Below are 17,414 nucleotides of genomic sequence, written 5' to 3'. Positions count from 1 at the left end.
TCCGTACCTCCGTACCTCCGTACCTCCGTACGTCCGTACGTCCGTCCTTCCGAACCACGTCCGGCGGTACGGCGGCCCTCCGCGCGACCTCGTGCGGGCCGGTCGCCACCGTCGCCGCTCCGGACCGGCCCTCCCGGCCGTCCCGGAGCGGTGGGAACGGCCCCCGCCCCGGCGGTGCCCGGCCGGTCCCGCCTTCCGGGCGCCTGTCCGCCGCGCGCACCGCCGCGGCGGAGGGATGTCTGCTCCCGTCGTTCCGGACGACGGCCGGCTGTCCACCGTCGTACAGCCGCTCGCCGCGTCCGGAGACCGCCCCCCGACCTGCTGCTCCCGGTACCCGCTGCCGCCCTGTGGAAGGAGTCCGAGGCGTGCGTCCCGACCTGGTCACACCGCTTGCGGTCACGCTGCACGAGCACGCTCTCCGCATCCCGGAGAAGGTCGCCTTCGCCGACGACCGGCGCGCGGTCACCTACGCGGAGCTGGAGGCGCGGACGCGGCGGCTCGCCGGACACCTCGTCCGCCTGGGGCTGCGCCGCGGCGACCGGGTGGCGCTCTGCCTCGGCAACTCCGTCGCCATGGTGGAGGGCTACCTCGCGGTCGTGCGCGCCGGCGGCGTCGGCGTGCCGGTGAACCCGCGCTCCGCCCCCGCCGAGCTGGAGTACCTCCTCGCCGACAGCGGCGCGGGGTTCGCCCTGGTCGCGGCGAGCAGTGCAGGGACGTTTCTGCAGAGTCTGCAGGGGGTGTCGGCCACCGGCACCACCGTCCTCGTGGCCGGCACCGCCGACGTGCCCCCGGGCACCCACGCCTACGACGACCTCGCGGCCACCGACCCCGGCACACCCGCCCCCGACGACCTCGCCCTGGACGAGGTGGCGTGGATGTTCTACACATCCGGCACCACCGGCCGCCCCAAGGGCGTGCTGTCCACCCAGCGCAACTGCCTCTGGTCGGTCGCGGCCAGCTACGTCCCCGTCCCGGACCTGCGCCAGGACGACCGGGTGCTGTGGCCGCTGCCGCTCTTCCACAGCCTGTCCCACATCGCCTGCGTGCTTGCCGTGACCTCCGTGGGCGCCACGGCCCGCCTCACGGACGGCAGCTCCGCCGACGACGTCCTGGACCTCCTCCGCACGGAGCGGGCCACCTTCCTCGCCGGCGTCCCCACCACCTACCACCACCTCGTCGCCACCGCCCGCCGCACCGGCCTCGCCCTGCCGCACCTGCGCATCGGACTCGTCGGCGGCGCCGTCACCGGCTCCGAGCTGCGCCGCTCCTTCGAGGAGACCTTCGGCGTCCCGCTGGTCGACGCCTACGGCTCCACCGAGACGTGCGGCGCCATCACCATGAACCCGCCGGACGGCGCCCGTGTCGAGGGCTCCTGCGGGCTGCCGGTCCCGGGCGTCGACGTCCGCATCGTCGACCCCGACACCGGGGCCGACGTCCCCGCCGGGCAGGAGGGCGAGGTCTGGGTCAGCGGCCCCAACGTCATGGTGGGCTACCACAACAGCCCCGAGGCGACCGAGGCCGCGCTGCGCGACGGCTGGTTCCGCACCGGCGACCTGGCCCGCCGCGACGAGGCCGGTTACTTCACCGTCTGCGGACGCCTGAAGGACCTGATCATCCGCGGCGGCGAGAACATCCACCCCGACGAGGTCGAGGCGGTCCTGCGCACCGCCCCCGGAGTCGCCGACGCCGGCGTCGCCGGAGCCCCCCACGACACCCTGGGCGAGGTGCCCGTCGCCTGGCTGGTCCCCGGTCCGGACGGCCTCGACGTGACCGCCCTGCTCGACCACTGCCGCGCCCGGCTGTCCGCGTACAAGATCCCCGAGCGGATCCACGAGGTCACCGGCATCCCGCGCACCCCCTCCGGAAAGATCGTCCGCCGACTCCTCGCCGCCCTGCCGTACTGGCCCCGCCACACGGCCGACGGCCACCACGACGCCCTGCTGACCCCCGCGTGGCTTCCCGCTCCGGCCGGCACCGGTGACGGCACGGGTGCTCCCGGCGGCGCACGTCCGGCCGCGTGCGCCGTGGTCGGCGAGGACACCACCGGGCCGGCCGAGGCGCTGCGCGCGGCCGGCGTCCACGTGGAACTCCACGCCGGCCCGGCGTCCGTGGCGGGCACGACCCCCGGCCCGGCCCTTCTGCTGCCCCCGCCCCCCTCCGCCGACCCGTACGCCCAGGCCCGCCTCCTCACCGCACAGGTGACCAGCGCAAACCGCCCAGAGTCGCTGGTGGTCCTCACCCGGGGAGCCGCACCCGCCGGCGGCACCGCTCCCGACCCGGTCGGCGCCGCGCTGTGGGCCGCCGTGCGGTCGCTCCGGGCGGAGGGGCACCAGGGACTGACCGTCGTCGACCTCGACACCGACGACCCCGACGCCGAGACGCTGTTCGCCGCGATCGCCTCCGGCGAGCCCGAAGTCGCCGTGCGCGGCGACATGTTGCTGGTACCCCGGCTGCTGCGCACCCCCCTGGACGGCCGGCCCCGCCCCGCCGCCCTCACCGGCCCCGGAACCGTCGTCGTCACCGGCACCGACACGCCCGCCGGTGCCGCGCTCGCCCACCACCTCGCCGATGTGCACCAGGCCACGGACCTGCTGCTCGTCCACGCGCCCGGCACCACCGACCGCACCGACCCGGACGCCTGGCCCGCCGGTACCCGCGTCCGCGACATCACCGCCGACGCGCCCGCCTTCGGCGCCGCCCTGGACGCCGGGGTGAGCCTGGCGGTGCACACCGCCGACGACCCCGCCCTCGCCTGGGCTCTCGACCGGCTCATCGCCCCCACCGCCCGGTTCGTCACCGTCACCGACGCCTCCGCGACGCTGGGCGCCCCCGGTGACCCGGACCGGGCGGTGCGCGGCGCCCTCACCGAGGCGGTGGCGCACGCCCGCCGGACGCGGGGCCCGGCCGGCCACCTCGTCTGGGCGGCGGACGACGACACGACCCCCCTCGCCGACCTCCTGGCCGCGTTCGACGTCCTCCTCGCCGGCCGGGCCCCGGCCCTCTTCGCCCCGCGCCCGGCCCCGACCGGCCCCTCCCGGCCGGCCCCCGCGATCCTCCGCGCCCTGACCGAGCCGCCCGCCCCCCGGTCCCGCCCCGACGAGGCCGTCACCGCCGCCCTGCGCACGCGTCTGACCGGCCTGGACGAGCGCGCCCAACTGGACCTCCTCGAACACCTGGTCCGCGCCCAGGCCGCCACCGTCCTGCACGGCCCCGACACGGCCCCCCTCCCGGCCGACCGCGCCTTCCGCGACCTCGGCCTGACCTCGGTCGCCGTCGTCGCCCTGCGCGACCGGCTGACCGAGCACACCGGGCTGCGCCTGCCCACCACCGTCACCTTCGACCACCCGACCCCCCGGGAACTGGCGGCCCACCTGCGCACCGCCGTCCTCGGCCTGGACGACACCCCCGCGCACGCCGGACAGCCGGCCGCGGACGCCGACCCGCAGGAGCCCGTCGCCATCGTCGGCATGGCCTGCCGCCTGCCCGGCGGCGCCGACACACCCGACGAACTGTGGCAGCTGCTGTCCGCCGGCCGGGACGCCGTCTCGGACTTCCCGACCGACCGGGGCTGGGACCTCGACGGCCTCTTCGCCACGGACCCCGACCGGCCCGGCACCTCCTACGTCGACCAGGGCGGCTTCCTGCCGGACGCCGGGCAGTTCGACGCCGGCTTCTTCGGGATCTCCCCGCGCGAGGCGCTGGCGATGGACCCGCAGCAGCGGCTCCTCCTCGAAACGTCCTGGGAGGCCCTGGAGCGGGCCGGCATCGACCCCCACGCGCTGAAGGGCACGGACGTCGGCGTGTTCGCCGGAGTCATGGGCCAGGGCTACGGCTCCGGAGGCGCCCTCCCCGCCGAACTCGAAGGCTTCGTCACCACCGGAACCGCCTCCAGCGTGGCCTCCGGCCGGCTCGCCTACGTCTACGGCCTCGAAGGCCCCGCCGTCACCGTCGACACCGCCTGCTCCTCCTCCCTCGTCGCCCTCCACCTCGCCGCCCAGGCGTTGCGGCGCGGGGAGTGCTCCATGGCCCTGGCCGGCGGCGCCACGGTCATGGCCACCCCCGGCACCTTCGTCGAGTTCTCCCGGCAGCGCGCACTGGCCGCCGACGGCCGCTGCAAGTCGTACGCCGACGCGGCCGACGGCACCGGCTGGGCCGAGGGCGCGGGCATGCTGGTCCTGGAGCGCCTGTCCGACGCCCGCCGCAACGGCCACCGGGTGCTGGCGGTCGTCCGCGGCAGCGCGATCAACCAGGACGGCGCCTCCAACGGCCTGACCGCCCCGAGCGGGCCCGCCCAGCAGCGCGTCATCCGCAAGGCACTGTCCGAGGCCGGCCTGACCCCGGCCGACGTCGACGCGGTCGAGGGCCACGGCACCGGAACGACCCTCGGCGACCCCATCGAGGCCCAGGCACTCCTCGCCACCTACGGCCGTGACCGTGAAGAGCCCCTGTGGCTGGGCTCGTTGAAGTCCAACATCGGCCACACGCAGGCCGCCGCCGGGGTCGCCGGCGTCATCAAGATGGTCCAGGCGATGCGGCACGGCGTCCTCCCCGCAACGCTCCACGTCGACACCCCCTCCTCCCAGGTCGACTGGACCGCCGGTGCCGTCGAGCTGCTGACCGAGGAACGGGAGTGGCCGCAGACGGGGCGTCCGCGCCGGGCCGGTGTGTCCTCCTTCGGCGTGAGCGGCACGAACGCGCACGTGATTCTGGAGCAGGCCCCCGAGGAGGAGCCCGCCGCTCCCCGTGAGCCGCATGACGGAGTGGTACCGCTGGTCGTCTCGGCGGCGTCGGAGGGTTCGCTGTCCGGTCAGGCGGAGCGGCTGGCCGCGTTCACCGGCGGCAGCGACGCGCCCCTGGCCGACCTCGCGGGTGCTCTGGTGCGGCGGCGGGCGGTGCTGTCGGAGCGTGCCGTGGTGGTCGCCGGGTCGCGGGAGGAGGCGGTGGCCGGGCTGGCCGCGCTGGCGGGCGGCGAGAACCATCCCGCGGTGGTGCGCGGTGGTGCGGGGACCGCAGGCCGTACGGTTCTGGTGTTTCCGGGCCAGGGGTCGCAGTGGCTGGGGATGGGCCGGGAGCTGTTGGAGTCCTCGCCGGTGTTCGCGGAGCGGGTCGGTGAGTGTGCCCGGGCGTTGGATCCGTGGGTGGACTGGGACCTGAAGGCCGTGCTGCGCGGTGACACCGACCTGATGGACCGGGTCGATGTGGTGCAGCCGGCGAGTTTCGCGGTGATGGTGGCTCTGGCTGCGGTGTGGGCGTCGGTGGGTGTCGTGCCGGACGCGGTGGTGGGTCACTCGCAGGGTGAGATCGCCGCTGCTTGTGCGGCGGGTGCCCTGTCGCTGGAGGACGCCGCGCGGATCGTGGCTGTACGCAGTCGGGTGATCGCCGGTGAGCTGGCGGGCCGGGGCGGGATGGCGTCGGTGGCGTTGTCCGAGGCCGAGGCCGCCGCGCGTATCGCCGCCTGGGAGGGGCGGGTCGAGGTCGCGGCGGTCAACAGTCCGACATCCGTGGTGATCGCCGGGGACGCCGAAGCGCTGGACGAGGCGCTGGCCACGCTGGAGGCCGACGGTGTCCGGGTCCGGCGCGTCGCGGTGGACTACGCCTCCCACACGCGTCATGTCGAGGCGATCGAGGGGTCGTTGGCGGAGGCGTTCGCCGATGTCCGCAGTCAGGCGCCGTTGGTGCCGTTCTTCTCGACGGTGACCGGTGAGTGGGTGCGTGAGGCGGGTGTCCTCGACGGCGGCTACTGGTACCGCAACCTCCGCGGTCAGGTCCGTTTCGGTCCGGCCGTCGAGGCGCTCCTCGCCGAGGGTCACACGGTGTTCGTCGAGTCCAGCGCGCACCCGGTCCTCGTCCAGCCTGTGAACGAGATCGTGGACGAGGCGGCGGGGGAGTCCGGCGCCGTCGTCACCGGCTCGCTGCGGCGCGAAGAGGGCGGTCTGCGGCGGTTGTTGACGTCGATGGCCGGGCTGTTCGTCCGGGGCGTGGCCGTCGACTGGACGGGCGTCCTGCCCGCCGGAGCCCGTGACGCCGACCTGGACCTGCCGACGTACGCCTTCGACCACCGGCACTACTGGCTGAAGCCCACCCCCGCGGCGGACGCCGCCTCCCTCGGGCAGACCGGTACCGATCACCCGCTGCTCGGCGCGGTGGTCGGGCGGCCGGACTCCGGGGGGTTCATGACGACCTCGCGGTGGTCCCTGCGCTCGCAGCCGTGGCTCGGTGAGCATCTCGTCGGCGACGACGCGGTGCTGGTGCCGAACGCGGCCCTCGTGGAACTGGCGGTCCGGCTCGGGGACGAGGCCGGCGTGCCGTTCGTCGCGGAGCTGACCGTCGAGCGGCCCGTCGTCCTGCCGGTGCGCGGCGGGCGGGCCGTCCAGAGCGTGGTGGGCGAGGCCGACGGCAGCGGTCGGCGTACCGTCGAGGTGTACTCGCGCGCGGACGACTCCGCGCCGGAAGCCTCCTGGATCCGGCACGCGCACGGCACGCTCGCGCCGGCCGCCCCGGCGGAGGCGCGCGGTGACCGGCCGGCCGGCGGGTCCGGCGTCGAGGTGGCCCTCGGTGAGAGCGCCGGGGACGCCGAGCGGTACGGCGTACACCCCACCCTGCTCGACGCGGCCGTACGGACGGCACTGCCCGCCGGGAGCCTCGCGGTCACCTGGCGCGGCGTCCGCCTGGTGGCGGCCGGGGCGACCACCGTCACCGTACGGTCGGCGGGGGCGGCCGGTGAGGGCACCCGGCTCGACCTGACCGACCCGGCCGGGCGGCCCGCGCTCACCGTCGACGCGGTGCTGTCCGAACCGTTCGATCCGGCGCGCGCCGGACTCGCCGAGGCACTCACCCACGACGCGCTGTTCCGCGTCGACTGGACGGAGCTGCCGTTGCCGACGGGGGACGGGGTGCCGGCCGTCGTCACCGTACGGACCGCCCGGGACGTGGACGCCGGTGCGGCGGACGCGGACGTCCTGCTGTACGGCGTCGACCCGGCGGTGACCGATCCGCGTACGGCCCTCGCCACCGCGCTCGCCGTCCTCCAGGCGTGGCTGGCCGAACCCGCGCTGGAGCGGACCCGGTTGGTCGTGACGGCCGGCGCGGACGGCACGGACCTCGCCACCGCCGCCGTCCGGGGGCTGCTGCGGTCCGCTCAGTCCGAGCATCCCGGCCGGATCGTGCTGGTGGAGTACGACGGGCCGGGAGCGCCGGGGGAGGGACGGGATGGTGATGCGGCGGTACGGGCCGCGCTGCCCGGGCTGCTCGCCTCCGGTGAACCGGTGATCCGTCTGCGCGCCGCCGGTGCCGAGGTGCCGCGGCTGGTCCGGGCCGGCGTTCCGGCGGGGGAGGACGGCGTTCCGCGGCCGGGCCGGGCGCTCGATCCGGACGGGACCGTGCTGATCACCGGTGGTACCGGCACGCTCGGCGCGCTCACCGCCCGGCACCTGGTCGCCGAGCACGGCGTCCGCCACCTGCTCCTGCTGAGCCGGCGCGGCCCCGAGGCGGACGGCGCGGCCGCGCTGTGCGAGGAGCTGACCGCGCTCGGCGCCACCGTCACCGTCGTCGCCTGCGACACCGGCGACCGGGACCGGCTCGCGGAGGTCCTGGACGCCGTACCCGCCGGTCACCCGTTGACGGCCGTCCTGCACACCGCCGGTGTCCTGGACGACGGCGTGGTCACCGCGCTCACCCCGGAGCGCGTCGACACCGTCCTGCGGCCCAAGCTGGACGCCGCCCTGCTGCTGGACGAGCTGACCCGGGACCGTGACCTCGCGGCGTTCGTCCTGTTCTCCTCGGCCGCCAACGTCTTCGGCAACCCGGGCCAGGCCAACTACGCCGCCGCCAACGCCGCCCTGGACGCGCTCGCCCGCCGCCGCCGCGACCAGGGGCTGCCCGGTGTCTCGCTCGCCTGGGGCTACTGGGAGCGGGCCAGCGGCATGACCGGGCACCTCGGCGCCGCCGACCTGCACCGCAACCGGCGGCTCGGCATGGCCGCGCTGTCCGAGGCCGAGGGCATGGCCCTGCTGGATCTCGCCCTGCGTCCCGGCAGCGCACTGCCCGCCGCCCCGGTGGCCGCCAAACTGGACCTTCCCGCCCTGCGCGCGGCGGCCCGTACGGCACCCGTGGCACCCCTGCTGCGGGGCCTCGCACCCGCACCGCGCTCGCTGGCCCGCGCCGCCGGTGGCGCGGACCGGGGCGGTCTGCGGGACCGGGTCACCGCGCTGGACCCGGCGGGCCGGCTCGCCCTGCTGCTGGACCTGGTCCGCCGCGAAGCCGCCGACGTGCTCGGCCACGGCAGCGCCGACGCCGTCCGCGCCGACCGGGCCTTCAAGGACGCCGGGTTCGACTCGCTGACCGCGGTGGAGCTGCGCAACCGGCTGGCGACCGCCACCGGTCTCACGCTGCCCTCGGCCGTCGTCTTCGACTACCCCAAGCCGACCGCGCTCGCCGAGCACCTGCGCACCCGGCTCGTCGGCGGCACCCGCCCCGACACCCCCGCCCCCGCGAACCCCGTCACCGCGTCCGACGAGCCGATCGCGATCGTCGCGATGGCCTGCCGCTTCCCGGCGGGGGTGCACAGCCCGGAGGACCTGTGGCGGGTTGTGGCCGACGGGGTCGACGCCGTCACCGAGTTCCCCGCCGACCGGGGCTGGGACATCGACCGGCTCTACGACGCCGATCCCGACAAGCCCGGTACGACCTACGTGCGGCACGGCGCGTTCCTCGACGACGCGCCCGGCTTCGACGCCGCCTTCTTCGGCATCTCCCCGAACGAGGCGCTCGCCATGGACCCCCAGCAGCGGCTGCTGCTGGAGACGTCCTGGGAAGCGTTCGAACGCGCCGCGATCGACCCCACCGGGCTGGGCGGCCGGGACGTCGGCGTCTTCGTCGGCGTCAACAGCCACGACTACACCGTGCGGATGCACCACGCGACCGACGCCGAGGGCTTCCGGCTCACCGGTGGCTCCGGCAGCGTCGTGTCGGGCCGCGTCGCCTACCACTTCGGCTTCGAGGGCCCGGCCGTCACGATCGACACCGCCTGCTCCTCCTCCCTGGTCGCCCTGCACCTGGCCGCGCAGGCGCTGCGCAACGGGGAGTGCTCCATGGCGCTCGCCGGCGGTGTGATGGTGATGGGCAACGTGGAGACGTTCATCGAGTTCTCCCGGCAGCGCGGCCTGGCCCCCGACGGACGGTGCAAGGCGTTCGCGGACGGCGCGGACGGCACCGGCTGGTCCGAGGGCGTCGGCGTGCTGCTGGTCGAGCGGCTGTCCGAGGCGCAGCGACGGGGACACCAGGTGCTCGCCGTGATCCGGGGCTCGGCCGTCAACCAGGACGGCGCGTCCAACGGCCTGACCGCCCCCAACGGTCCCTCCCAGCAGCGGGTCATCCGCAAGGCGCTCGCCGCGGCCGGGCTGACGACGGCGGACGTGGACGCGGTGGAGGCGCACGGCACGGGCACCGTCCTCGGCGACCCGATCGAGGCGCAGGCCCTGCTCGCCACCTACGGCCAGGACCGTGAACAGCCGCTGTGGATCGGGTCCGTGAAGTCCAACCTCGGGCACACCCAGGCCGCCGCCGGTGTCGCCGGTGTCATCAAGATGGTCATGGCGATGCGGCACGGCCGGCTGCCCCGCACCCTGCACGTGGACCGGCCGTCCCGCCACGTGGACTGGTCGGCGGGCGCGGTCGAGGTACTCACCGAGGCCCGCGCCTGGCCGGAGACCGGCCGCCCGCGCCGCGCCGGGGTCTCCGCCTTCGGCATCGGCGGCACCAACGCCCACCTGGTCCTGGAACAGGCACCGGCGACGGCGACGGGGACGGAGCGGGCATCAGCGGACGAGCCGGGGTCCGTGGCCGGGCAGGCGCTCGTGGCCGAGCCGGGGTCCGTGGCCGGGCCGGCACGCGCGGCCGGACAGGAGTCCGCCGACGGGGTGGGGCCGGCCCCGGACGACGGTGGTCTCCTCCTTCCGTTCCCGCTCTCCGCCCGTACCGCCGCCGGGCTGCGCGGTCAGGCCGCCCGGCTCGCGGACTGGGTGGCGGAGCGGGCGGGTACGCCGCTCGCGGCCACGGCGCACGCGCTCGGCACCGCCCGCGCCCACCTCGACCATCGCGCGGTCGTCCTCGCCGCCGACCGGGCACGCCTCACCGACGCCCTGCGCGCGCTCGCCGAGGGCACCACCGACGCGGACACCGTCACCGGCGGGCCGGCCGACGGCAAGCTCGCCTTCCTGTTCACCGGACAGGGCAGCCAGTGGGCCGGCATGGGCCGCGAACTCGCCGCCGCCCACCCCGTGTTCTGCGAGGCGTTCGACGCCGCCTGCGCCGCCGTGGAAGCGCACGCGCAAGACGTTCTCGAACACCCCGTGAGGGACGTGGTGTTCGCGGAACCCGGCACCGAACGGGCCGCCCTGCTCGACCAGACCCTCTACACCCAGGCCGCCCTGTTCGCCCTGGAGACCGCGCTGTTCCGGCTGTTCACCTCCTGGGGCGTACGGCCCGACCTCGTCGCGGGTCACTCGGTCGGCGAGATCGCCGCCGCGCACGCCGCCGGCATCCTGGACCTGGCGGACGCCGGTGAACTGGTCGCCGCACGCGGCCGGTTGATGCAGGCGCTGCCCGAGGGCGGGGCGATGATCGCCGTGGAGGCCACCGAGGCCGAGGTCACCCCGCTGCTCGCGCGGGCACCGGGCGCCGTCGGGATCGCCGCGGTCAACGGGCCGCGCGCGCTGGTTCTGTCCGGTGCCGAGGACGCCGTGCTCGCCGTCGCCGCGCGCCTCGCCCAGGACGGCCACCGCACCCGCCGGCTGACCGTCAGCCACGCCTTCCACTCCGCGCTGATGGAGCCGATGCTCGACGGCCTGCGTGCCGTGGCCGCCCGCCTCCGCTACCGGCCGGGCACCCTGCCCGTCGTCTCCACGCTCACCGGCGCCCTCGCCGAGGACGGGCTGCTCGCCACCCCCGAGTACTGGGTGGACCAGGCCCGGCACGCCGTGCGGTTCGCCGACGCCGTCACCGCCCTGCGCGACCAGGGCGCCGTCACCCACCTGGAGCTCGGCCCCGGCGGCGTGCTCAGCGCCATGGTCCTCGGCACGCTCGGGCCGGAGACCCGCGGCTGCGTCACCACCCTGCGCCGGGACACCGCCGAGGACACCGCCGTCTCCACCGCGCTCGCCGAACTGCACGTGCGGGGCGTGCCGGTCGACTGGACCGCCGTCCTCGGCCGCCCGGACCCGGCCGTCGGCCCCGATCTGCCCACCTACGCCTTCCAGCACCAGCGGTACTGGGTCGAGGGCGGCACCGCCACCGACGCCGAGGCGCTCGGCGCCCGGTCCGCGGGCCACCCGCTGCTGGCCGGCGTCGTGGAGGTCCCCGGCGAGCACGACGCCACCGGTGTCGTCCTCACCGGCCGGCTCTCCCGGCGCAGCCCCGGCCTGCACGCCGGCGGGGGAGGGGTGGTACCGGCCGGTGTCCTGCTGGAGCTGCTGGTCCGGGCCGGCGACGAGACCGGAGGCGGCACCGTCGAGCGGATCACCGTCGACGCCCCCCTCGTCGTCCCCGCCGACGGCGACGTCCAGCTCCGTGTCCTCGTGGACGCGCCCGGACCCGACGGGGCGCGCGCGGCCACCGTGCACAGCCGGCCGGCCGGACACGAGGGCGAACCGTGGCTGCGGCACGCCCGTGCCACCCTCACGCCCGGGGTCCCCGGACACGCCTTCGACCTGCGCGCCTGGCCGGACGAGCCCGCCGAGGACGCTGCCCCGGCCGGGGTGCGCGGCCTGTGGCGGCGAGACGGCCGGATCCTCGCCGACATCACACTGCCGGACGAACTCGTCGACCAGGCAGAGCGGTTCACGCTGCACCCGGTGCTCCTCGACACCGCCCTGCGGATCGCGGCCGAGGACGCCGACGTCACCCTGACCGAGTGCGCCACCCTCGCCGTGTACGCGGTCGGCGCCACCGAGCTGCGGGCACGCGTCACCCCGGACGCCGACGGCCGCCACCTGGTGGAGCTGGCCGACCCCGACGGCCGGCCCGTGGCCCTGCTCGGCCCGGTGACGCTGACGGCCGCCGAAACGGTCGTACCGGAGGCCGACACACCCGAAGCGGCCCCACGGCAGACCGTCGTACCTGAAGACGCCGCAGGGGAGGCGGTCGTACCGGAAGCCGCCGTGCCCGGAACCGGTCCCGTCCCGGCCTCGCCCGGCTCCGCACCCGCCCGCCGCGTCATCCGCCGCACCCCGGACGCCGACGGCAACGAGCTGGCCGCGCGGCTGGCCGGGCTCGCCGACGCCGAACAGCGCCGGGTCCTGCTGGACCTGGTCCGGGAGAGCACCGCGGTCGTCCTCGGCCACCGGGACGCGGACGACTTCGACGAGGGGCAGCCGTTCAAGAACCTCGGCTTCGACTCGCTGACCGCCGTCAAACTCCGCAACCGCTTGCACGACTTCACCGGCGTCGGCCTGCCCAGCAGCCTGGTCTTCGACCACCCGACACCGGCCCTGCTCGCCGACCACCTGCGCGGCGAACTCCTCGGCACCCGCCCGCGGACCCCCGCCCCCGTCCGGCGCGCCACCGCGGACCCGGACGAGCCGATCGCCATCATCGCCATGAGCAGCAGGCTGCCCGGCGGGGTCCACAGCCCCGAGGACCTGTGGCAGCTCGTCATGGACCGGCGCGACGCCATCTCCGGCTTCCCCACCGACCGTGACTGGGACATCGACCGGCTCTACCACCCCGACCCGGCCCACCCCGGCACCAGCTACACCCGGGCGGGCGGCTTCCTGCACGACGCCGCCCGGTTCGACGCCCAGCTCTTCGGCATCTCGCCGCGCGAGGCCCTCGCCATGGACCCGCAGCAGCGGCTCCTGCTGGAGACCTCCTGGGAGGCCCTGGAACGGGCCGGCATCGACCCGCTGTCCACCCGCGGCCAGGACGTCGGCGTCTTCACCGGCATCGTCCACCACGACTACGTCACCCGGCTGCGCCAGGTCCCCGAGGACGTCCAGGGATACACGATGACCGGTACGGCCGCGAGCGTGGCCTCCGGACGGGTGTCGTACGTCTTCGGCTTCGAGGGTCCCGCCGTCACCGTGGACACCGCCTGCTCCTCCTCCCTGGTCGCCATGCACCTGGCCGCCCAGGCCCTGCGCGGAGGCGAGTGCTCCCTCGCGCTCGCCGGCGGCGCCACCGTCATGGCCACCCCGGACGCCTTCCTGGAGTTCTCCCGGCAGCGCGGACTGTCCGCCGACGGCCGCTGCAAGGCGTACTCGTCCACCGCCGACGGCACCGGCTGGGCCGAGGGCGTCGGCGTGGTCCTGCTGGAGCGGCTGTCCGAGGCCCGCCGCAACGGACACCGGGTGCTGGCGGTGCTGCGCGGCAGCGCCGTCAACCAGGACGGCGCCTCCAACGGCCTGACCGCCCCCAACGGCCCCTCCCAGCAGCGGGTGATCCGCAGCGCCCTGGCGTCCGCCGGGCTGGAGCCCGCCGACGTGGACGCGGTGGAGGGCCACGGCACCGGCACCGTCCTCGGCGACCCGATCGAGGTGCAGGCCTTGCTCGCCACCTACGGCCAGGACCGCCAACAGCCCCTGTGGCTGGGCTCCGTGAAGTCGAACATCGGCCACACCCAGGCCGCCGCCGGCGTCGCCGGGGTGATCAAGATGGTGGAGGCCATGCGGCACGGCGTCCTGCCGCCCACGTTGAACGTCGCCGAACCCACCCCCCAGGTGGACTGGTCCGCGGGCGCGGTCGAACTCCTCACCGAGGCCCGCGAGTGGACCCGTACCGGCCGGCCGCGCCGGGCCGCCGTCTCCTCGTTCGGCGCGAGCGGCACCAACGCGCACGTCATCCTGGAGGAGGCGCCCGACACCGAGCCGGTCACCCGGCCGGCGGTGCCCGCCGGTGTCGTCCCGCTGGTGGTGTCGGCCCGCGGCCCGGCCGCCCTCGCCGCCCAGGCCGGACGCCTGGCGGCCTTCGTCACCGGTACCGAGGCCTCCCCGGCCGAGGTCGCCGGGGCCCTCGTCGACCGGCGGGCCCTGCTGTCCGAACGGGCCGTGGTCGTCGCCGGCGCCCGCGACGAGGCACTGGCGGGGCTGGGCGCACTGGCCCGGGGCGAGAGCAGCCCCCTCGTCGTGACCGGAACGGTCACCGGCTCCGGCGGCCCCGGCAGGACCGTCCTCGTCTTCCCCGGCCAGGGGTCGCAGTGGCTGGGGATGGGCCGGGAGCTGCTGGAGTCCTCGCCGGTGTTCGCCGAGCGGGTCGGTGAGTGTGCCCGGGCGTTGGAGCCTTGGGTGGACTGGGACTTGACGGCCGTGCTGCGCGGCGACGTCGATCTGCTGGACCGGGTGGACGTCGTCCAGCCGGCGAGTTTCGCGGTGATGGTGGCTCTGGCGGCGGTGTGGGCGTCGGTGGGTGTGGTGCCGGACGCGGTGGTCGGTCACTCGCAGGGTGAGATCGCCGCTGCTTGTGTCGCGGGTGCCCTCTCACTGGAGGACGCCGCGCGGATCGTGGCTGTACGCAGTCAGGTGATCGCCGGTGAGTTGGCGGGTCGGGGCGGGATGGCGTCGGTGGCGTTGTCCGAGGCCGAGGCGAGCGCGCGTATCGCCGCCTGGGAGGGGCGCGTCGAGGTCGCGGCGGTCAACAGTCCGACATCGGTGGTGATCGCCGGGGATGCGGAGGCGTTGGACGAGGCGCTGGCCGCGTTGGAGGCCGACGGTGTCCGGGTCCGTCGTGTGGCGGTGGACTACGCCTCGCACACGCGTCATGTCGAGGCGATCGAGACCGCGCTGGCGGAGGCGTTCGCCGACATTCACGGCCAGGCCCCGCTGGTGCCGTTCTTCTCGACGGTGACCGGTGAGTGGGTGCGTGAGGCGGGCGTTCTCGACGGCGGCTACTGGTACCGCAACCTTCGCGGTCAGGTCCGTTTCGGCCCGGCCATCGCCTCCCTCCTCGCCGAGGGGCACACGGTGTTCGTCGAGTCCAGCGCCCACCCCGTCCTCGTCCAGCCCGTGAACGAGATCTTCGACGAGGCCGAAGACGACAAGATCCGGCTCCGCGCCGTCGCCGGCGGCTCCCTGCGGCGCCAAGAGGGAGGCCTGCGGCGGCTGCTCGCGTCGATGGCCGAGCTGTTCGTCCGGGGTGTGGCCGTCGACTGGACGGGCGTCCTGCCCGCCGGAGCCCGTGACGCCGACCTGGACCTGCCGACGTACGCCTTCGACCGGCAGCACTTCTGGCTGCGGGAGGCGGACACCGGGACGGACGGCACCCCGGCCGCCGAGGGCGCCGAGACCGACTTCTGGGCCGCCGTCGAACAGGCCGACGCCGACTCCCTCGCCCGGCTCCTCGACCTGGCCGCCGCCGACCAGCGCGACGCGCTGCGCACGGTCGTCCCCGTACTCGCCGACTGGCGCGGCCGGCGGCGGGAGCGGTCGGCGGCCGAGAAGCTGCGCTACCACGTCACCTGGCGGCCCCTCGACCAGGAGGGCACCGGCGTCCCCGGCGGCACCTGGCTGGCCGTCGTACCGGCCGGGCGGCCCGCGGACTCGCCGCTGGACGAGCTGCTGCGGGAACTCGCCGCACAGGGCCTCGACCTGCTCCCGCTGGAGGTCACCACGGCCGACACCGACCGCGCCCGGCTCGGCGAGCGCCTGCCGGCCGTCCTCACCGAACACGGCGTGACCGGCGTGCTGTCCCTGCTGGCCCTCGACCCCGGCGGCGCGGACGGCCCACAGGACCCCGTCCCGCTGACCGCGGCCACCCTCGCCCTGGTCCAGGCGCTCGGCGACACCGGAGCCACACAGCCCCTGTGGTGCCTGACCCGGGGCGCGGTCAACACCGGCATCCAGGACACCGTCACGGCCCCGGCCCAGGCGGCCGTCTGGGGCATCGGCCGGGCCGCCGCCCTGGAGCGCGGCGACCGCTGGGGCGGGCTGATCGACCTGCCCGCCACCCTCGACACCCGCGCCGTCCGCCACCTCCTCGGCGCGCTCGGCCACCCCGGCGACGACGACCAGCTGGCCGTACGCCGGTCCGGAGTCCACACCCGCAGGCTGCTCCGCAAGGCCGCCCCCGACCCGGCCGCCGGACCCGGCTGGCAGCCGGCCGGCACCGTCCTGGTGACCGGCGGCGCCGAGGGCCTCGGACGGCACGCCTCCCTGTGGCTCGCCCGGTCCGGCGCCCGGCGCCTCCTCGTCACCACCACGGCCGGCGCACCCGACGGCGCGCTCGACGCGCTCATCGCCGGCATCACCGCGCTCGGCACCGGCACCACCGTCGAGAGCTGCGCCGACACCGACCACGCCGCCATCGAGCGCCTGCTCGCCGACACCCCCGGCGACCAGCCCCTCACCGCCGTCGTGCACACCGCCGACATCGCCCTCACCAGCACCGTGGACGACACCGGCGCACCCGAACTCACCGAGGTGTTCACCGCGAAGGTCGACACCGCCCGCTGGCTCGCCGAACGGTTCGCCGACACCCCCCTCGACGCGTTCGTGGTGTTCTCCTCCATCGCCGGTATCTGGGGCGGTGGCGGCCAGGGACCGTCCGGCGCCGCCAACGCCGTCCTCGACGCCCTCGTGGAGTGGCGGCGCGGCCACGGCCACGCGGCCACCGCGATCGCCTGGGGCGCCCTGGACGAGACCGGCGTCGGCATGGACGAGGACACCCTCACCCAGCTGCGCCGGCGCGGTGTCCTGCCGATGGCCCCGCAGATCGCCCTCACCGCCTTCGAACAGGCCGTGCAGGCACAGGAGAAGGCCGTCACGGTCGTCGACATGGACTGGGGCGCCTTCATCCCGGCGTTCACCTCCGTCCGGCCCGGTCCGCTCTTCGCCGACCTGCCCGAGGCGCAGGAAGCGCTGCGGGCCACCCAGCCGGACACCGAGAACGGCGACACCACCGCCGGCCTCGTGGACTCCCTGCGCGACGTCCCCGAGGCCGAGCAGAACCGCATCCTGCTCCGGCTGGTGTGCGGACAGGCCGCCACGGTCCTCGGCCACAGCGGCGCCGACAGCATCGGGCCCCTCCAGGCCTTCCAGGAGGTCGGCTTCGACTCGCTCGCCGCCGTCAACCTGCGCAACAGCCTCCACGTGGCGACCGGCCTCAGGCTGCCCGCCACCCTCATCTTCGACTACCCCACGCCGGACGCCCTCGTCGGCTACCTGCGCTCCGAACTGATCCGGGACGCGGACGACGGGCTCGACGGGCGGGAGGACGACCTCAGGCGAGCCCTCGCCACCGTCCCCCTCGCCCGGTTCAGGGACGCCGGCGTCCTGGACACCCTGCTCGGCCTCGTGGACACCGAGGACGCCCCGGCGTCCGGGACGCCCGCGGGAGCGGACCCGGCCGAGGACGACGAGACCCTGATCGACGCCATGGACGTTGCCGATCTCGTGCAGCGTGCTCTGGGCAGGACGAGCTGACCCCAT

At 75.8% G+C, this 17,414-nt stretch carries 1 protein-coding gene; it reads left to right on the top strand.

The features are described 5' to 3' along the window. Positions 1–365: 365 nt before the first annotated feature. Complete coding sequence (locus ACZ4VF_RS02570; protein ID WP_467922672.1) at positions 366–17,408, top strand: type I polyketide synthase; 17,043 nt, start codon at positions 366–368, stop codon at positions 17,406–17,408. Positions 17,409–17,414 lie beyond the last annotated feature (6 nt).

The sequence above is a fragment of the Streptomyces sp. NPDC029151 genome, assembly GCF_055564315.1.
This window is presented reverse-complemented; position numbering and strand designations above follow the sequence as displayed.